The sequence below is a fragment of the Halomonas sp. ANAO-440 genome, assembly GCF_019915905.1.
Taxonomy (GTDB): Bacteria; Pseudomonadota; Gammaproteobacteria; order Pseudomonadales; family Halomonadaceae; genus Halomonas; species Halomonas chromatireducens.
The window spans coordinates 82,503-101,191 of the sequence record NZ_JAHXBV010000004.1 but is presented as its reverse complement, the minus strand read 5'-3'; the positions used below and the strand labels follow the sequence as shown (position 1 = coordinate 101,191).

17 protein-coding genes are annotated in these 18,689 nt (G+C 63.1%); 10 read left to right on the top strand and 7 right to left on the bottom strand.

Going from position 1 to position 18,689, the window contains the following annotated elements; all coding sequences use genetic code 11:
* The first annotated feature begins 25 nt into the window (after positions 1 to 25).
* Both KZO25_RS03740 and KZO25_RS03735 read left to right on the top strand, forming a co-directional pair.
* Complete coding sequence (locus KZO25_RS03740; protein ID WP_223135926.1) at positions 26 to 709, top strand: haloacid dehalogenase type II; 684 nt, start codon at positions 26 to 28, stop codon at positions 707 to 709.
* Positions 710 to 998: 289 nt separating this feature from the next.
* Positions 999 to 3,512: a PqqD family peptide modification chaperone gene (locus KZO25_RS03735; protein WP_223135925.1), complete on the top strand. Its 2,514-nt coding sequence runs from the start codon at positions 999 to 1,001 to the stop codon at positions 3,510 to 3,512.
* Between the two features lie 17 nt (positions 3,513 to 3,529).
* On the opposite strand, the gene KZO25_RS03730 is transcribed toward KZO25_RS03735, so the two are convergent.
* From KZO25_RS03730 to KZO25_RS03710, 5 genes are all read right to left on the bottom strand, one after another.
* Complete coding sequence (locus KZO25_RS03730) at positions 3,530 to 3,721, bottom strand: zf-HC2 domain-containing protein (protein WP_223135924.1); 192 nt, start codon at positions 3,719 to 3,721, stop codon at positions 3,530 to 3,532.
* A complete protein-coding gene (locus tag KZO25_RS03725; protein ID WP_316935438.1) occupies positions 3,718 to 4,302 on the bottom strand; it encodes a sigma-70 family RNA polymerase sigma factor in 585 nt (194 codons plus the stop codon). The genes KZO25_RS03730 and KZO25_RS03725 overlap by 4 nt, the downstream gene beginning before the upstream one ends.
* A gap of 131 nt (positions 4,303 to 4,433) precedes the next feature.
* Positions 4,434 to 5,066, bottom strand: a complete 633-nt coding sequence (locus KZO25_RS03720) for an ATP-binding cassette domain-containing protein (RefSeq protein ID WP_223135923.1) — start codon at positions 5,064 to 5,066, stop codon at positions 4,434 to 4,436.
* The gene (locus tag KZO25_RS03715) at positions 5,063 to 6,760 is read right to left on the bottom strand and encodes an ABC transporter permease (protein ID WP_316935437.1); all 1,698 of its coding nucleotides are present in this window, start codon (positions 6,758 to 6,760) and stop codon (positions 5,063 to 5,065) included. Before KZO25_RS03715 ends, KZO25_RS03720 begins: the two co-directional genes overlap by 4 nt.
* A gap of 33 nt (positions 6,761 to 6,793) precedes the next feature.
* The gene (locus KZO25_RS03710; RefSeq protein ID WP_223135922.1) at positions 6,794 to 8,008 is read right to left on the bottom strand and encodes an ABC transporter substrate-binding protein; all 1,215 of its coding nucleotides are present in this window, start codon (positions 8,006 to 8,008) and stop codon (positions 6,794 to 6,796) included.
* 251 nt (positions 8,009 to 8,259) lie between these two features.
* On the opposite strand from KZO25_RS03710, the gene KZO25_RS03705 reads away from it, so the two are divergent.
* The 6 genes from KZO25_RS03705 (at position 8,260) to KZO25_RS03680 (ending at position 15,558) form a co-directional block, all read left to right on the top strand.
* Complete coding sequence (locus tag KZO25_RS03705; protein ID WP_223135921.1) at positions 8,260 to 9,006, top strand: cytochrome-c peroxidase; 747 nt, start codon at positions 8,260 to 8,262, stop codon at positions 9,004 to 9,006.
* Between the two features lie 204 nt (positions 9,007 to 9,210).
* On the top strand, positions 9,211 to 10,719 hold the full coding sequence (locus KZO25_RS03700; protein WP_223135920.1) for an NfeD family protein: 1,509 nt from the start codon (positions 9,211 to 9,213) through the stop codon (positions 10,717 to 10,719).
* 69 nt (positions 10,720 to 10,788) lie between these two features.
* Complete coding sequence (locus KZO25_RS03695) at positions 10,789 to 11,592, top strand: slipin family protein (RefSeq protein WP_066449369.1); 804 nt, start codon at positions 10,789 to 10,791, stop codon at positions 11,590 to 11,592.
* 226 nt (positions 11,593 to 11,818) lie between these two features.
* Positions 11,819 to 12,733 (top strand): DMT family transporter, encoded by a 915-nt coding sequence (locus tag KZO25_RS03690; protein WP_223135919.1) that lies wholly within the window; start codon positions 11,819 to 11,821, stop codon positions 12,731 to 12,733.
* 367 nt (positions 12,734 to 13,100) lie between these two features.
* A complete protein-coding gene (locus tag KZO25_RS03685; protein WP_066449231.1) occupies positions 13,101 to 14,591 on the top strand; it encodes a SulP family inorganic anion transporter in 1,491 nt (496 codons plus the stop codon).
* Between the two features lie 112 nt (positions 14,592 to 14,703).
* The gene (locus tag KZO25_RS03680; protein ID WP_066449224.1) at positions 14,704 to 15,558 is read left to right on the top strand and encodes a universal stress protein; all 855 of its coding nucleotides are present in this window, start codon (positions 14,704 to 14,706) and stop codon (positions 15,556 to 15,558) included.
* Positions 15,559 to 15,620: 62 nt separating this feature from the next.
* On the opposite strand, the gene KZO25_RS03675 is transcribed toward KZO25_RS03680, so the two are convergent.
* Positions 15,621 to 16,814, bottom strand: a complete 1,194-nt coding sequence (locus KZO25_RS03675) for an MFS transporter (RefSeq protein WP_223135918.1) — start codon at positions 16,812 to 16,814, stop codon at positions 15,621 to 15,623.
* A 134-nt stretch (positions 16,815 to 16,948) separates the two neighbouring features.
* Between KZO25_RS03675 and KZO25_RS03670 the strand changes: the two genes are divergently transcribed.
* Positions 16,949 to 17,290 (top strand): TraR/DksA family transcriptional regulator, encoded by a 342-nt coding sequence (locus tag KZO25_RS03670; RefSeq protein WP_223135917.1) that lies wholly within the window; start codon positions 16,949 to 16,951, stop codon positions 17,288 to 17,290.
* Between the two features lie 69 nt (positions 17,291 to 17,359).
* A complete protein-coding gene (locus tag KZO25_RS03665; protein ID WP_223135916.1) occupies positions 17,360 to 17,728 on the top strand; it encodes a RidA family protein in 369 nt (122 codons plus the stop codon).
* 11 nt (positions 17,729 to 17,739) lie between these two features.
* Here the strand turns inward: KZO25_RS03665 and KZO25_RS03660 are convergent, their stop codons facing one another.
* Positions 17,740 to 18,594, bottom strand: coding sequence for a MurR/RpiR family transcriptional regulator (locus tag KZO25_RS03660; protein WP_066449211.1), 855 nt, complete (start codon positions 18,592 to 18,594; stop codon positions 17,740 to 17,742).
* Positions 18,595 to 18,689 lie beyond the last annotated feature (95 nt).

The window sequence follows — 18,689 nt, the reverse complement described above, 5'->3', positions numbered from 1 at the left end:
TCATGGCAACCGAAAGGCGCAGCAGATGACACAGGTACTGGCGTTCGACGTCTATGGCACCTTGATCGACACCCATGGCGTGGTCACCGAACTGGAAGCGAGACTGGGCGCCTCTGACATGGCGGAGCAGGCCGCGGAGTTCTCCCGCCGCTGGCGTGACAAGCAGCTGGAGTACAGCTTTCGCCGCGGCCTGATGGGGGCCTATGTCCCCTTTTCGCAGTGCACGCTCGAGGCGCTCGAATTCACCGACCGGGCACTGCAGACCCGTCTCTCCGATGTCGACAAGGACCACCTGATGGCGGTCTACGGCCAGCTCCCCGCCTTCCCCGAAGTGCCCGAGGCGCTGACACGGCTGGTTGAGAGCGGAGTGCGCTGCGTGGCCTTTTCCAATGGCACGGGGGCGGACGTCTCCGGCCTGCTCGACAAGGCTGAGATACTCGATCGTTTCGAAGCCGTGATCAGCGTCGACGAGATCAAGCGCTTCAAGCCCGACCCTGCGGTCTACGCTCACCTGCGCAATCGCCTCGAAGTCGATCCAGGCGATACCTGGCTAATCTCCAGTAACCCCTTCGATGTGATCGGTGCGCGCCACGCCGGGCTGCATGCCGCCTGGGTGCGCCGCAGCCTTGACGCCCCCTTCGACCCCTGGGCCATCGAGCCCGACCTGACCGTGCCCGATCTCGATTCGCTGTGCGAGCGGCTGGGCTGACGCGACGGCGGCTCCCTCAGCACTCTTTCAGCACTCTTTCACTACTCGCCCGGCACGCTTCCGCCACCCGCTCCATCACGCTTCGACCACCATCGCCCAGAACACCGCCCGGGGCTCCCCCGGGCAGGAACCCTCCTCCAGCACCATCGGCAAAGGAAATTTGCCGATGGTGCGTAAGGTTCGGTCCCCGCTATCGACAGAACTCCTACGCGAACAGCAGCCAGGCCAGAGGCCGTGGCCCACATAACAATGGATTCACTATCCGATAATGGTTCAGGAGGTTGCCGGGATGACGGATCAAACGACTCCTTCACGCCGCTACTGGTTGGGTGGCAAGCGCGCCGCCGAGCAGGATCGGTTCTTTCGTGACGCGCTCGATCCGCTGGGGTGGGACGTCGGGGACGACGAGCAGTGGGATGCCGGCTGGTACACCGGGATGCCGGATCCCGCCCAGTTCAAGAAGGTATCCCCCGAGCGAAAGCTCAATCACTACCCCGGCAACAATGCGCTCACGGTCAAGAGTCGCCTCCACGATACGCTCGTGGCGGTGAGGGATCGTGTCGCCCACTCCTTCGGTACGGCGGCCACATCGCGGCTGGCTTTCTTTCCCCGGGTCTACTCCATGCCGGAGGACTATCATGACCTCCAGCAGACGGCATTGTCCCATCCCGAGAAACGCTGGATTCTAAAGCCCAAGAATGCCTCCAAGGGCAAGGGCATTCGTGTGCTGCATGATGCGGCGGATACGCCACTGGAGGCCAATTGGATGGTCCAGGAGTATCTTGCCAATCCGCACACCATTCGTGGGCACAAGTATGTCCTGCGCCTCTACGTGCTGGTGGCCTCCATCCAGCCGCTGCGGCTATATCTCTACCACCAGGGTTTTGCCAAGCTGGCATCGGAGCCCTACGACCCCAACGACATGGACAACCCGTTCAGTCAACTGACCAATCCCGACATCAATGCGCTCAATACCTCGGCGGAGATTCCCGTTGAGTTCATCGATTTGCACCGCTATCGGCAGTGGCTGCGTGAGCAGGGCCATGACGATGAGCGTCTTTTTGCCCAGATCCACGACCTGGTGACACTGACCGTGATCGGCGCCACGGATGCCATTCGCCGGCGCACGGCGCAGGTCGGTGCCGACCCGCAGGGGTGCTATGAGCTGCTGGGGCTCGACTGCATGGTGGATGATGCCCTGAAGCCCTGGATACTCGAATGCAACCTCAGCCCTTCGCTGGGTATCTGTGCCGAGCCAGAGAATGGCGGCCTCGTCGAGGCAGAGGTCAAGGGGGGGCTGGTGAAGGACATGGTCTCGCTGGTGGGGATCGACAACCCGGCCGTGGCGGCCAGGTCGGCGGAGGTGGCGCGTAGGGGAGTGGCGGCCGAACTCGCCCGCGACGCACAGGACGAGGAGGCTCGCGCCGGCGGTTTTCTGCGCCTCTTCCCCAATGCCGAGCCGGAACGCTACCTGCCTTTCTTCACCCTGCCTAGCCTCGCTGACATGCATCTGGCCGATGGTCTCGCGGGGCAACCGCTCCCGAGGCCGGTGCTGACGGCCTGGCAGGTGTCGGAGGTGCTCGATGAGGATCAGCTTGCCCTCTATGCCACGCACACCGGACGATACTACCGCCTGAACGATAGCGCAGCCCTGATCTGGCTGCTGGCGACCGAGGGATTCGACCCGGACGCCATTGTCGATCAGCTGTCACGGGCCGGCGAGGCTTCAGGAACCGACGCCGAGCCGCGGCCCGATCGACAGGAACTGCGCCGTCATGTCTGGGACTGTCTGTCGGAGTGGTGCCGCGAAGGGTTGCTCAGGCAGCGTGGCGCACAGGACGATGGGGCGCTGGCCCCTGTCGAAGTGGCCAGCGACGCGAGCGTGGCCCCATCCTGCCAGCCCATGCGCCTGACTTGTGGCGGCAGGCAGTGGATTCTCCACACCGACAGCGCGCCGGCACTGTCGCGTCTCTCTGCGCTACTCTACCCGCAGCTCACGCCGCTTCAGGAGGGTGACGATACTGCCCGGTCTCCCCGGCTGGAAGTGCTGCGAGACGCTCCCGGCTACACCCTGGCGGCCGAAGGGCGGGTGCTGGCCTCACGATTGACCCTGGCCGAATTGGGGCCCCAGGTGCTCGCCTATCTTGCTCGCCAGGCCCCTTCGAATGAACAACTTGTCATCGATGCCGGCCTGCTGACCACGCCTCACGGCGATGCCGTGATCTGTCTCTTTCCCGATACCGGCGACGCCCATGTCATGCTACGACAGTTTGCCAGGATGTTCAGGGTGACGAGGGGACTGCGGCTGGATGCCCTCACCCTTTCCCATGGCGAGCCGCTGGGGTTGCCCATCGCACTGGACGGCCGGAATGGCTGTCTGGATGACAGTGAACCAGGGGGCTCGCTGCCTGAGAGTGTCCAGGTGCGTGGGGTGATCCTCATGCGTCATCACCCCGAGGCTCTCGATGGCGCTGACGCTGAGCTGACGGCTCTTGATGCCGCTGACGCTGAGCTGACGGCTCTCGATGCCCTGGGTGCCCTGTTGCCATCCACCTTCACGGTCGGCGGCAAGCCCTTGTCAGGTGCCACCGTAACGGCGTTATCCGAATGGTTGTCCCGGTGCGAGCGGCTCACTCTCCATGTGGCTAGTGACAGCCAGGCAGACCGGCGGAGGACAGAGACGCCAGGAGAGCCAGCGGACGTGTCGCTGAGCGAATCCCTGGAACGGCGAGTAAGCGCGCTGCTGGGACAACGTGCAGCCTCTGCAAGAGGAAAGGCTGAGCAGGCAGAACTGCCGGGATGAGAACTGTTGGGACGGGCTTACTCCTGCTCATCCCGGGCGGCAGGCTCGAAACGCTTGCCGGCCTCGTGCAGCACGTCGAACTGCCGATTGCACTGGCTGCAGGCGCCACACATCGCCAGGTGGAAGCGTAGCGAGAGCCGTTCCTGCCACACCAGGGGGCGATCCAGGCGTTGCGACATCAGCTCGGTGGCGCGTCGGCACATGATCATGGCGTTCCCTCCGTCAGCCAGCCCTGTTCGATGCAGGCCCGCAGCCGCAGGCGGGCCCGGTGCAGGATGACCCAGCAGTTGTTCTCCCTGATGCCAAGCTCGCGGCAGATCTCCTCGGTCGATAGCCCCATCAGTTCACGCAGCGAAAAGACACGTGCCACGTTGTCCGGCAGAGCGATCATGCAGGCATCGAACACCTGCCAGAATGTCTCGCTCTCGAAGGCGGCCTCCGGCTCCCCCCAACTGGTGGGACGCGCCTCCTTGAGCCAACGGCCATTCCGGCGGAACTGACGGTCGATGGCCTCGTCATCGGCCTCATCTTCCAGCGGTTGCCAGGTGCCCTGGCGCTTCTGGGCCCGCATGGTATCGAGAATCTTGAACTTGAGGATGCCGAAGACCCAGGTTTCATAGCCGGATCGTCCGGAAAAGCTATCCTGCTTCTCGATGGCGGCTTCGAGGGTGTCCTGGACCGCATCTTCGGCCTGGGCGTGATTGCGTAGATGCAGGCGCGCGAAGGAGAGCAGCCGAGGCCGAACGGCAGTCAGGCGCTGCATGCGGTCGTCTAGCGGCGGGATGCTCACGGGGTGATCCTTTCGGGTTCTTGTTTGTCGTCAGCATGCAGGCCCTATCAGGGCAGGGCAAGCCCTCCACGTTGAACAAACGCAGAATGGCCGTCTCGCATTGCCCCGTCACGATGGCGGCCACGAGCGGCTCAATGGGTGAGTTCGATCACTTCTCCGCCGGCGGCCGCCGCGTCGTCTCTGTCGTGGGTAACCAGCAGGCTCGGCAGTCCGGCCTGGCGCAGCTGGGTAAAAACCAGTTGACGCATCTCCTGGCGCAGGTGGGTATCAAGCTTGGAGAAGGGCTCGTCAAGGAGCACGGCACAGGGCCGGGAGAGCAGCAGGCGCATCAGGGCCACTCGGGCCTTCTGGCCGCCGGAGAGGGTGGCCGGGTCGCGATCGCCGAAACCGGCCAGGCCGATCTGTTTCAGTGCCGTCTCGACTTGCCGGGGTTTGTCGCGGGTGGCGCGCGGCATGCCGAACCGCAGGTTGCCGGCGACCGACAGGTGGGGGAACAGCAGCGGATCCTGAAACAGCAGGCCGATGCCGCGCCGCTCTGCCGGCAGGTGGGTGATATCGCGACCGTCCAGGTGCGCGTGGCCGCTGGCCTCGAAGTCCCCTGCCAGGAAACCGGCGAGCCAGGCCAACAGGGTCGACTTTCCCGAACCAGAAGGCCCCATCACCGTGAGAATCTCACCGGGGCCGATATGGGCATCTAGCTCCAGCAGCACGGTGCCATCCAGGGCGATGCGCAGGCTGTCGATTTCGAGATGATGGTGCGTCATGGTGACCCTCGCATTCCACGGCGTTTGGCCCAGAGCAGCCGCGGCAAACCGACGGCGATGATGAAGCCCACCAGCGGCAGGCTGGCCTGGACCAGTGCCCAGACCCCGATAGTCCGGCGGTTGCCTCCCGATGCGAGCGCCACCGCCTCGGTGGTGACGGTGGGCACGCGACCGGCACCCAGCAGCTGGGTAGGTAGATACTGGCCGATACTGACGGCAATGCCAACGGCACAGGCGGTGAGGATCGGCGCCAGCAACAGGGGCAGGCGTACCCGCCAGAAGACGGCATTTGGCGAGCTGCCAAGCGTTCGCCCGAGTTGCGACCAGCGTGTGTCGAGGCGTCGGTAGGATTCCGACAGCGAGAGAAACACATAGGGCAGTACGAAGAGCAGGTGGCCGAAGATGACCAGGCCATGGTTTGGGCGGCTGCCGAGGGTTTCCATGACCACCACCAGGCCGAACAGGAAGGCGATCTGCGGTACGATCAGCGGCAGATAGAGCAGCGTCAGTGCTGACAGCAGTCGCCCCTGGGCCGGATGGCGTCCGGTGCGCTGCTCGTTTTCCAGCGCCGCCAGGGTGAGCGTCAAGGCGATCAATGTCGAGGCCGCGGCGATGATCACCGTCGAGGCCACCGGGCCCGTCAGCGAGGGCAGGGCGCGAATCCAGTGCATCGCGGTGAAGCCCTGGGGCAGGGCTTCGGGAAAGCGCCAGAAGCCGGCCACGGAGTTGAGCGCCAGGCTGCCGATACCGACGAAGGCGGTGAGGGTGGCGAACAGGATCAATCCCTTCCCGGCCAGGCGCAGCGGCTGCTCTCCGCGCTGCCGTCCGCCCCGGGCGACCCAGCGACGCCCGAGGCAGGCGACACCCCGCTCCAGGCACCACCAGACCACAAGGGCGGCGGCGGTGATGCCCAGCTGCAACACGGCACCGGCCGAGGCCATGAAACGCCGGGAGAGGTCGGGGTCGTTGAACCAGGCGAGGATCGACACGGAGAGCGTCGGCGGCAGGGTGGGGCCGAGGATCAGTGCCACATCGACCACCGCGGTGGCATAGGCGATCACTGCGTAGACCGGAAGACGGATCAGCTGGTAGAGGGCCGGCGCCACCACCTTCAGCCAGGCGATGGTCGGACGGTAGCCGAGTGATCGAGCCATCGCCACGCGTCTTTCGGGGTCCAACTGCGGCAGGGCGGCAAGGCTCATCAACAGCAGGAAGGGTATTTCCTTGATGACAAGCCCGGCCATCAGCGACAGCCCCCAGGGATCCTGGACGATCAGTGCGTCGGGTGGCCGCTCCCAGCCGGTCAGCCCCGGCGATATCAGTCGCGAGATCAGGCCCGACGGCGCGATCAGAAAGGCCAGCCCGAAGGCGGCGGCGGCATGGGGAATCGACAGCAGCGGCGAGACCATGCGCCGAATCCAGCGATCGAGCCGACTGCCCGACGCGCTTGCCAGAAACAGCAACACGACCGTCAGCGAGACGACGGTGGTGGCAAGGCCGCTGACGAAACTGACCGTCACCGAGCGGGCGAGCCCGGGCTGGGCGAACAGGTCGCGCCAGGGTGCGAGGCTGAACTCGTTACCGCCCAGGGCCGGCAGATAGCCGAAGGCGGGCAGCACCGCCATGGCCACCCCGGCCAGGATGGGCGCGACCAGCAGCGTGACGATCAGTGCCGGCGCGAGACGCAGTATCACGGGATGTCAGTACTGGAAAAAGGCTTCATGGCATCAGTTGCCCACATAGCGTGCTTGCCATGCCTCCTGAAGGGCAGTCATCCAACTGGGGTGGGGTTCAGGCAGCATGGTTTCCAGCGCTTCGGGGGGCAGCAAGGCCGGGTTTTCATCCACCTGGGGGAACAGGGCGAGAATCTCATCGTCGACGCGGGTCAGGTCGAGGACGGTTGGATCGCCCCACACGGTTAGATCATGCTTGTGAGCCTGTGCCTCGGGTGAGAGCAGAAAATTGGCCAGGACCATGGCGCCTGCCTTGTTGGGGGAGTTGAACGGGATGGCAACGAAATGCACGTTGCCAAGGGTGCCTTCATCGAGCACATAGCTGCGAATCGACGTCGGAAGTTCGAAGTCAGCTACTGCTGCGGCGGGTGCCGTCGGGTTGAAGGTGAAGGCCAGCGAGAGTTCTCCGTCGCCCACCAGCCTCTGCATGTCGGGGCCGCTGGCAGGAAACTGCCTTCCGCTTCGCCAAAGATGGGGGTGCAGCGTATCCAGGTAGTCCCAGAGTGGTGCGGTGACCGCCTTAAAGTCACTTTCCGACACGGGCGCGTAGAGCGCGTCGGTATCCTCACTCAGCTCGATCAAGGCCTGCTTGAGAAAGGTGCTACCGATGAAATCGGGAATCCTGGGGTAGGTGAAACGCCCTGGATTGGCTTCTGCCCAGTCCAGCACCGCCCCGATGCTTCCGGGAGGGGCTCCCTCAATATCGGCACTGTCATAGTAAAAGGTGATCTGAGCCTTGCCCCAGGGGGCTTCGAAGCCCTCGGTGGGCAGCGTGAAATCCGTTACCACTTCAGGGTTGTGTTCGGGAAAGGTTAGGGGGAAGTGGGGCAGGGAATCTGCAAATGGACCGAACAGAAGGTCGTTGGCCCGCATGGCGGCGAAGTTTTCGCCATTGATCCAGATCAGGTCGATGCTGCCATCTTCGAGATTGCCACCCTGTTTCTCGGCCAGTACCCGCGACACCGCCGTGCTGGTGTCGTCGAGCTTCACATGCACCACCTCCACTCCATGGATCTCCTGCATCCTCCCGTCGACCCACTCCAGGTAGCGATTGGTGCGCGTGTCACCGGCCCAGGCATTCCAGTAGACGGTTTGCCCACGTGCCTCATCGAGTACGGATTCCCAGTCGCCGGGATCGGGGTCGGCATGCAGTGGGGCGGCGATAAGCAGGGCAAGTGGCGTAGTGACAGCGAGCATACGGTTCAGCATTGGCAGGTTCCTGGTGCGGTGTTCGGTCAGTTGATGGTCGAAGGAAGCCTGGATTCCTTACAGCATTGGCCTGATTTTTCCCTTCTGATTTACCTTCTTACGCATTCTTGCCGCGCGTCTGTAAGTAATCGCCCTCGGCTCCTACCAAAGGATACCGCTGGCAAGAGGCGGTGTGTCATGGCCCTTTGGGTCCAGACAAAGCAAACAACAACCAACGGCTTGATCGGAATTTCATCATGGAGGTAGATACCATGTCACAGCATGACGACAAGCGCCGCAGGCTGCTAGGGCGTCTCAGTCAACAGCTCGCCTATACGGCCCCGGTACTGGCGCTGATGGCTGGCGGTGCCGCGCTGCACGCCACGACGATCAATGCATCGACCGACTCAGGCTACGGGCCTGTTTCCGAAGAGACGATGCTGCTGGCCAGCAACCATGCCCAAGGCGAAGCAGAAGCGGAAGGTGAGGCAGAGGCAGAAGCCGAGGGTGAAGCCGAAGCGGAGGGTGAAGGAGAAGCAGAGGCCGAGGGTGAAGCAGAAGCGGAAGGTGAGGCAGAGGCAGAAGCCGAGGGTGAAGCAGAAGCAGAAGCAGAAGCGGAAGCTGAAGCAGAGGCTGGCGATCGCTCGGCGGTAGAGCGCCCCGAGGCTTATACCCCGGGATATAGCGAGGAGGGTGAAAACGACCCGGCGCTGCTGGCACTGGGCGAGGAGCTGTTCAATGATCCCAGCTTGAGTACGACAGGCCTATCGTGCGCCTCCTGTCATGCGGGAGATACAGGCTACCTGGAGACCTTCGAGCAACCCTATCCGCATCGGGTGGCAATGGGAGAGAATCTCTTTGGCATGGAAATGGTGCATGCCGACGAAATGGTCCAAATGTGCATGGTCAGCCCCATGGCCGCCGAGGCACTGGGGTGGGACAGCGAGGAGCTGGCGGCACTCTCGGCCTACGTTGTCGAAGTGCAGCGGCGCTATGCCGGCGAACCCCATAATCTCTGACGCTGCGCAGCGATAAGTGCCACGCTCGCCCGATGCCGTTCAGCGGCATCGGGCCATTGCGTACCGGTAGAGATAATGCTCGACCCTGCGTTAACGTCCCTGCACTGCTAATCTGAATTCAGAAGTACCTGAAGTAGAAAATACCTGCTTCCTGGGGGGAGCCAGCTTTCGCTACGCAAGGACGCCACGCAAGGGATGGTCATCATGCGGACACGTCGGGTTGCCTTCGTTCATCGCTTTCTCCTGCTGACCAGCCTGCTGTGCCTGGTTCTCGGCGGTGGGCTGCTGGCTTGGCAGACGCAGGCACAGGAGAGCGAGCGGGTTGCCCTGGTCATGACCATCGACGGTGCCATCGGCCCGGCTACCGGCGACTATTTCCAGCGCGGCCTGTCGCTTGCTGCCGAGCGTGATGCAGAGCTGGTGATCGTGCAGATGGACACGCCGGGTGGGCTGGATGCCTCCATGCGCAGCATGATCCGCAACATGCTTTCTTCGCCGGTACCGGTGGCCATCTATGTCTCGCCCAGTGGCTCCCGGGCCGCCAGCGCCGGCACCTACCTGCTGTATGCCAGCCACGTTGCCGCCATGGCTCCCGCCACCCACCTCGGCTCGGCGACGCCGGTGCAGATGGGTGGCGGCTTCCCCGGCCTGGATGAGCCGGACGACGAAAATGACCGCAGCGGGGCTGGCGAGGAAAACAGCGAGGCCGGCGGCGAGGCCAATGGCAACGGTAACGGCAGCGCCGACGAGGAAGCGGGCGCCAACGGCGAGTCGAATGGAGACGAGGCCGCTTCCGAAGAGGAGGAAGACGCCGATACGCGCCGGCGTGGCGAAACCGCCATGGAGCGCAAGGTACTCGAGGATGCCGTCTACTATATTCGCGGGCTGGCCGAGCGCCACGGCCGCAACGCCGACTGGGCCGAGGAGGCGGTGCGCGAAGCGGTCAACCTGACCTCCCGCGAGGCATTGGAGAAGAACGTGATCGACGTGGTGGCCGTCGATATCGAGGATCTGCTGGCCCAGATCGATGGTCGCGAGGTGGTGATGGACTACGGCGAGCGGACACTGGATACGGCCGAGCTGACCATCGAACGCTTCGACCCCGACTGGCGCACCCAGCTGCTGCAGGTGATCACCAACCCCAACGTGGCCTACTTCCTGATGATCATCGGCTTCTACGGGCTGATCTTCGAGCTGTCCAATCCCGGCAGCCTGGTGCCTGGCACCATCGGCATCATTTCGCTACTGCTGGCTCTCTTCGCTTTTCAGCTGCTGCCGATCAACTATGCGGGGCTGGCATTGATACTGGTAGGGCTGGCGCTGATCGTGGGCGAGGCTTTGATGCCCAGCTTCGGCATTCTGGGAATGGGCGGCATCGTCGCCTTTGTGATCGGATCGGTGATGCTGATGGATGCAGACAACCTGAGAATCTCGCTGCCGTTGATCGGCGGCATCGCGCTGGTGGCAGCCGTCTTCATGCTTTGGACACTGACGCGCTTCATGGGGCTGCGCCGACGACCGGCCAGGACCGGTCATGAACAACTGCTCGGCAGCCAGGGGCGAGCACTCGAGCGCTTCGAAGGCCGTGGCCATGTTCGTGTGATGGGGGAGCGCTGGAACGCCCGGAGTGCCAGCCCGCTGCACAAGGACCAGGTCGTCAGGGTCGTTGCGGTCGAGGGGTTGACTCTGGTCGTGGAGCCTGTCGATACCTGAACTGTTGCGATACTTGACTGCTGAACATACCGATACAACACAGCCTTAGTGACACCAAGGAGATGGACCATGCTGATTTCCTATCTCGTGCCAGTGGTACTGGTTCTCATGCTGATCGCCGCATCGATCCGCATCCTGCCCGAGTACAAGCGGGGCGTCGTGTTCTTCCTGGGCCGCTTCCAGGCGGTCAAGGGTCCGGGGTTGATCATCGTAATTCCCGGAATCCAGCAGATGACCGTGGTGGACCTGCGCGTGATCACCATGGACGTGCCGGAGCAGGACGTCATTTCCCAGGACAACGTCACCGTCAAGGTCAACGCGGTACTCTATTTCCGGGTGGTCGATCCGGAGAAGGCGATCATTCAGGTCGAGAATTTCACCATCGCCACCAGCCAACTGGCCCAGACCACGCTGCGCTCGGTGCTGGGCAAGCATGACCTGGACGAGATGCTCTCCGAGCGCGACAAGCTCAACGACGACATCCAGGAGATCATAGATACCCAGACCGAGGAGTGGGGTATCAAGGTGGCCAACGTCGAGATCAAGCATGTCGATCTCGATGAGAGCATGATTCGCGCCATCGCCCGTCAGGCCGAGGCTGAGCGTGAGCGCCGCGCCAAGGTCATCCACGCCGAGGGTGAGCTGCAGGCTTCCCGGAAGCTGGTCGAGGCGGCCAACGTCATGGCCGAGAACTCGGCGGCGCTGCAGCTGCGTTACCTGCAGACCATGAGCGACATGAGCAACAAGAATGCCTCCACCATCGTGTTCCCCTTGCCCATGGATATCATGGAGGCATTTCGGCACCTGAAGGCGTCACCGGCCGCTCAGGCGCGGGCCGCCCGGGACGACCAGGAGGGCGGCGATACCACCTGACCTTACTGCCATGGGCACACCTAACATGGCATGCGCGGAGCCTGCCGGACTTAACATTGATCTGCTGCGAGATCCGGTCTTTCGGCCAATTTCATTCGATCTAATGCGTTAAATAGCGGGCTATTCGCCTTATAAGATCGATAAACTTGTCTCGAAATCCAAATCACTCGCGACGATCGGTCAAATCCGACAGACTCCCAGGCGATCCACCGACAGCGAGGTCGCCTTGATTCACACCCTATCGAACCGCCAGCAGGGCCTGTTGCTCACCGGTGGCGGTGCGCTGATCATTTCCCCCGATGCGCTGCTTATCAAGCTGATCGGCTTGCCGGATGCAGACATCCTGGTCTGGCGTGGCCTGCTGACTGCCTTGGGCTTCATCGCCATCGTCGCCGCGCGCCATGGAAGCGGCTTCGTCGAGGCGTATCGGCGTTGCGGCTGGACCGGTATCGGGGTTGCTGTGCTGTTCAGCTTCTCCACCTTCGGTTTCGTGCTGGGCAATCAGTACACCAAAGGCGGCAACGTATTGATGATCCTGGCCGGTGCGCCCTTGATTGCGGCGCTGCTGTCGCGGCTCTTTCTCAAGGAGCACCTCCCGCGGCGGACCTGGCTGGCGATCTGGCTCTGCCTGCTGGGGACTTCACTGATCGTGCTCGACGATGCCGGTGCCGGTTCGTGGATCGGCAACGGCTTCGCGCTACTGGCCGCCACCGCCTTGGCCGCCAACTTTACCCTTTGCCGCACCCGTCCCGGCGTCGACATGAGCCCGATGCTGACCCTGTCGGGACTGATCGTGGCCGCCGTGGCGGGGCTGTTCGGCATGGCCACCGGCAGCCTGTCGCTGCCCCCCGCCGACAGCCTGCTGCTGCTGGTTCTGCTCTGCCTGGTTCTACTGCCGCTGGGGTTCACCCTGATTCAGCGCGGGCCGCTCTACCTGCCTGCCGCCGAAGTGGGCCTGCTGATGCTGCTGGAAGTGGTGGCGGGCACGCTTTGGGTGTGGTGGCTGCTCGCCGAGCGGCCCGCGCCGGTGGCGCTGGTCGGTGGCAGCCTGGTGCTGGGTACCCTGCTGGCCAAGGGGCTATACGAGCGACAGCTCGAGCGGCGGCTTCGTGCCCAAGGTGCAGCGCAGCATCCTTTCTGATAGACTTCGCCGTTCATGTCAGGGCCGTTATTGAGACCAAAGTAATAAAACGAAAGCCGAGGTGCGATCGAAGTCGACGCCCGGCCCGGCAATAAAAGAGCAAGGAACGATATCAACGTGCATACCCTCCTGACAGGGCTGGCCACGCCGCCCTAGCGCAATTCCCCCCCCCCCCCGGTTTCCGGCTGTGGGCCGTTCCTTTCGGCACACTGCCCGCGACGCCACGGGCGCCCTGCGCCCAATCTGCACGACCCGAAATGCGACGACCCCTTATGCACTGCACCGAACCGGTGTGGCCTTGGCGTGGCGTTCGAGACAAGACCCTGGCGCCTGACGGCACGCCTATAACCATCGACTGGGCAATAGCATGTACGAATCCATCAAGCAGACTTGGTTCTCCAATATCAAGGGCGATACCCTCGCCGGTATCGTCGTCGCATTGGCGTTGATTCCCGAGGCCATCGCCTTCTCGATCATCGCCGGTGTCGACCCCAAGGTCGGCCTCTACGCCTCCTTCTGTATCGCCGTTGTCATCGCCTTCACCGGCGGCCGGCCGGGCATGATCTCTGCCGCCACCGGTGCCATGGCGCTGCTGATGGTCACCCTGGTGCGCGACCATGGCCTCGAGTACCTGCTGGCAGCCACACTGCTCACCGGTGTGCTGCAGATCGTCGCGGGTTATCTCAAGCTGGCCGAGCTGATGCGCTTCGTGTCGCGCTCGGTCGTCACGGGCTTCGTCAATGCCCTGGCGATCCTGATCTTCATGGCGCAGCTGCCGGAGCTGACCAATGTCACCTGGCACGTCTACGTCATGACCCTGGCCGGGCTCGGCATCATCTATCTCTTTCCCTATGTGCCGAAGATCGGCAAGTCGATTCCCTCGCCGCTGGTGTGCATTGTGGTGCTGACCGGGGTCTACCTGCTTTCCGGCATGGAGATCCGCACCGTGGGTGACATGGGCGAGCTGCCCGATACCCTGCCGATGTTCCTGTGGCCCGACGTGCCGCTGAACTTCGAGACCTTGATGATCATCCTGCCCTATTCGGCGATGCTGACCGTGGTGGGTCTGCTGGAGTCGATGATGACCGCCACCATCGTCGATGACCTGACCGATACCACCAGCGACAAGAACCGCGAATGCAAGGGCCAGGGCATCGCCAACATCGGCTCCGGCCTGCTCGGCGGCATGGCGGGCTGTGCGATGATCGGCCAGTCGGTGATCAACATCAAGTCAGGCGGCCGTACCCGTCTTTCAACCCTGATTGCCGGTGTGGTGCTGCTGATGATGGTGGTGTTCCTTTCCGACTGGGTGTCACTGATTCCCATGGCGGCGCTGGTGGCGGTGATGATCATGGTCTCTATCGGCACCTTCAGCTGGGCTTCGATTCGCGACCTCAAGCAGCACCCGATGAGCACCAACATCGTCATGCTGGCCACCGTCGTCGTCACGGTATTGACCCATAACCTGGCGATCGGGGTCTTCGTCGGCGTGCTGCTCGCCGCCATGAACTTCGCCAACAAGGTCGGCAATATCCTCTACATCGGCTCCGATGAGGCTGACGATGGTAGCCGCCGGGTCTACAAGGTGGTAGGGCAGGTATTCTTCGCCTCCTCCGAGCGCTTCGGTAACGCCTTCGACTTCAAGGAAACCGTGCAGAAGGTCACCATCGATCTTTCCCGCGCGCACTTCTGGGACATCACCGCCGTGCAGACGCTGGATCGTGTGGTGATCAAGTTCCGCCGTGAAGGTACCGAGGTGGAGCTCATTGGACTCAACGAGGCGAGTGCCACCATCGTCGACCGCTACGCAGTGCATGACGACCCGGCAGCCGTCGAGAAACTGATGGGCGGACATTGAGCCGGTCTTCGGGCGGCCGTGCTGTGACGTGGTGGCCCGATGGTGGTAGAACGTATGTAACGGCAGGCACGCGAAAAGCCTGCCAACCCACGCCAGCTTGGGAAATGACAAGATGACAGATCAGGTAATGGCCGCCATCGACGGCTCGCAGTTCTCCGAGGGGGTGTGTGACTACGCCGCCTGGGCCAGCCTGGCGCTTGAAGCGCCGCTGACCTTCCTGCACGTGGTGGATAATCACCCCCAGACCGCCGAGGTGGATCTGTCCGGTAACATCGGGCTGGGTTCCCGCGAACACCTGCTCGAAGAGTTATCTCAGTTGGATGAGCGTCGCGCCAAAGTCGCCCAGGAGCAGGGTCGGCTGATGCTAAATGCGGCAAAGGAGCGAGCCCTTGAGGCTGGCGTGACAGAACCCATGACGCGCCAGCGCAACGGCACCCTGGTCGAGACCCTGGTTGAGCTTGAGAACGAGATTCGCCTGCTTGTGGTAGGCAAGCGTGGTGAGACCGCGCATCAAGCCAGTGAGCACCTGGGTTCCAACCTGGAGCGGGTGGTGCGTACCCTGCACCGCCCCATCCTGATGGTACCGGACGGCTTCAAGAAGCCAGAACAGGTAATGATCGCCTTCGACGGCAGCAAGACCACCCGCAAGGGGGTGGAAATGATCGCCAAGAGTCCTCTGTTCCAGGGCACTCCCTGCCATGTGGTGATTGTCGGCGCCGAGACCGGTGACAACCGCTCCCAGCTCGACTGGGCACTGAAGACGCTGCGCGATGCCGGTCACCAGGCCGAAGGGGCGATTCGTGCCGGCGAGGTGGAGGAGACCCTGCGCACCTATAAACAGGAGCATGCCATCGACATGCTGGTGATGGGCGCCTACGGCCACTCGCGTATCCGCCACCTGCTGGTGGGCAGTACCACCACGGCGATGCTGCGACGGGCCAGCGTGCCGGTACTGCTGCTGCGCTGAACCGCTAGCGAAACGACACAACGCCGGCCATGGGCCGGCGTTAATGTGTTAAGCATAAGGCGTCAGGCAGCCCGTGTGGCCTGGCTAGCCAACACGCCTTGGGCCAGCCACCACCCACCGACCAGAAACGCCAGCATGCCGGCGAGAATCGACGTGAAATCGGCGCCCAGGTCCAGTGCGAAGCCGAGCACAGCGGGTGCCAGGCCGGTAGCAAATACCATGCAGGCACTCAGCGTTGCCCGAACGGTACCCAGGTGTTCGGCTCCCCAGATCCGCACCAGCAGGCTGGTGGCGATAGACTCCTGCGAGCCAATGGCAAGCCCGCCGCCGACCATCAGCGCCCACACCCCGAGGTGCCCACCGAATATGATCGCAATGAGCAGCGCCACGGCGAAGGGCAGTAGATAGAGCCTAGCCAGGCGAACCGGACCCAGCCTGTCGACCCAGCGGCCGCCGAGCAGGGCGCCGGGCAGCTTGGCCAGCCCCATGCCCGCGAGTGCCAGGGCATAGACTCCAAGGCTGCTGCCTAGCTCGTGTGTCATGACCGCCTGGTAGATGAAGATGCCGGTCATGGTGACCGGCAGTGTCATCAACAGAGGCAACAGCTTCCAGAAGGTAGGGTCGCGAAAGGGTCGGGGTCCACGGCTGGGCTGGCCGGCCACCGGACGTTGGCCCGGCGCCTTCGGCCAGGGGCCGCGAAGCAGCAGAGGTATCCAGAGCCCGGCCAGCACCAGCGCGAAGAGCCACCATAATTCCCGCCAGCCCAGGAAGACCAGCAGTGCCGCCATCAATGGGGGCAGCAGGGTTTCCCCGAGCATCATGCCCATGCCCACCAGTCCCAGGGCGCGACCACGCAGCGTGGTGAATTCCCGCCCGGCCAGGGTGTTGCCGAGGTGGGTCATCATACCCTGGCCGCAAAGTCGGACCAGGCCGAGCCCCAGCACGCCCAGGCCCCACCAGGGCGACAGGGTGAGCAGCAACACGCCGCTGGCCAGGGTAACCAGCACGATCACGGCGAAGCGCCGCGGTGAGACCCAGTCGATACTGGGACCCAGACGCAACATGGCGAAGCCGGCGACCAGGGTCACCAAGGCATAAGCGGTGCCGAACTGGCCCGCTGTAAGCTCCAATTGCTGGCTGATCGGTACCTGGAACAGGCCGATGAAGAAGCTCTGGCCCAGGCTCGAGGTGAACATCGCCAGGAAGGATATACCGAGCAGGCCGCGATGGTCTCTCAATAGGGTCCGGTAGCCCATGACGCTCTCCGTTGGTGCTGGCATGATGAGGTCAGCAGAACAAGCCGCCGCGTGTTGGCGGGGCGCCGTATGATAACAGTTTGCCGTTCCTGCTTTTCTATCGACGTGGTCCGACGTGAAGGGAGGAGGCAAGCATGAATCATCCTGAACTCGATATATCAGCCGTCGTCGAGCGACTCGAGGCATTACGCGTGGCGCTGATCGAGGAAAGCCAATCGAGTAGCGGTGCTCGCGACACCGTAATGCTCGACCAGACCGCGGTCGGGCGGTTGTCACGCATGGACGCCATGCAGAGTCAGGCCATGGCCAAGGCTGAGGAGGAGCGCCGACAGCTGGCTTTACGGCGCATAACCGGGGCATTGGCTCGAATCGAAAAAGGTGAATACGGCGAATGTATCAAATGTGGAGAGTGGATCAGCAAGAAGCGCCTGGATTGGGATCCATTGGTTCTTAAATGCATCGACTGTGCCGACTGATGCGGTAATATCTATGCTCTGTTTTCTTGATGGCAGTTGTTTGCGCTGCCTCAGCTCACTGGAGGTACCATGACCATCGTTCGCCATGACACCAAGGCTCGCATGAGCCGCGCCGTGATCCACAACGGCATCGCCTACCTCTGCGGTCAGGTCGCGGGGCCCGAGGCGCGCCAGGGGGATATCACCGCCCAGACCGAAAGCATGCTCGCCCGGGTCGATGAGCTCCTCAAGGAGATCAACTCCGACCGGGAGCACCTGCTGACGGCCACCATTTATCTAAAGGATGGCCACGATTTCGCCGCCATGAACGCGGTATGGGATGCCTGGGTGCCCACCGGTCACGCCCCCGCCCGCACCTGCGTCTGTGCTCCCCTGCCTGCCGACGAGTTGAAGGTGGAGATCACCGTTACCGCCCTGGTCGTTACCGATAGCCCCTGAGCAACGTCTGATTAGCCGACCGGGTAGCGCGTTTCCAGCAGGCTGTCCTTTATCTTCTTCAGGTGTGGCAGGAAGTCTTCGCCGCGTCGCAGGGTGACACCGGTGGCCAGGACATCGATGAGGGTGAGTTGGATCATCCGCGATGTCATCGGCATGTAGACGTCGGTGTCCTCGGGCGTGGCGACCTCAAGTGTTTCGGTGCATTCCCTGGCCAGCGGCGAGCCGGGTGCGGTGATACCCAATACCACGGCGCCACTCTCTCGGGCCAGGCGGGCGATGTCGACCAGTTCGCGGGTGCGGCCGGTCCAGGAAATCACTACGACTACATCGCCGGTATGGCAGGCGGCGGCCACCATGCGCTGCATCAGCACGTCCACGTAGGACGTGACGGGCAGGTTGAAGCGAAAGAACTTGTGCTGGGCATCCTGTGCCACCGCTCCCGACGCGCCTAGGCCGAAGAAGTGGATCTGCTTGGCCTGGATCAGATAATCCACTACCCGCTCGATGCGTGCGGGGTCCAGTTCGCGGCTGGCTTCGTCCAGTGCGGCAATCGTGGCGCCAAATATCTTGCTCGTGTACTCAGTTGCGGCGTCGCCAGGCTCCACCGCCTGGCTGACATAGGGCGTGCCCCCTGCCAGGCTCTGGGCTAGCTTGATCTTGAAGTCCGGATAGCCCTTGGCATCGAAGCTGCGACAGAACCGGTTGACGGTGGGTTCGCTGACCGAGGCCGCCTGCGCCAGGCTGGCGATACTCAAGCCGGTAGCCCGGGTCGGGTCCGCTAGAATGACGTCTGCGACCTTGCGCTCGGAGCGATTCAACTCTTCGAGGCGTTGGCGAATACGCTGGAGCAGGTCGTGATTTGCCATGATGGATCGGGCTCTCCGTGACGACATGGCGCAGTGCGCCAGGCAGTTGTGGTGATGTGGTGATGTGGTGATTTTACAACATGCGAGTTGCTATC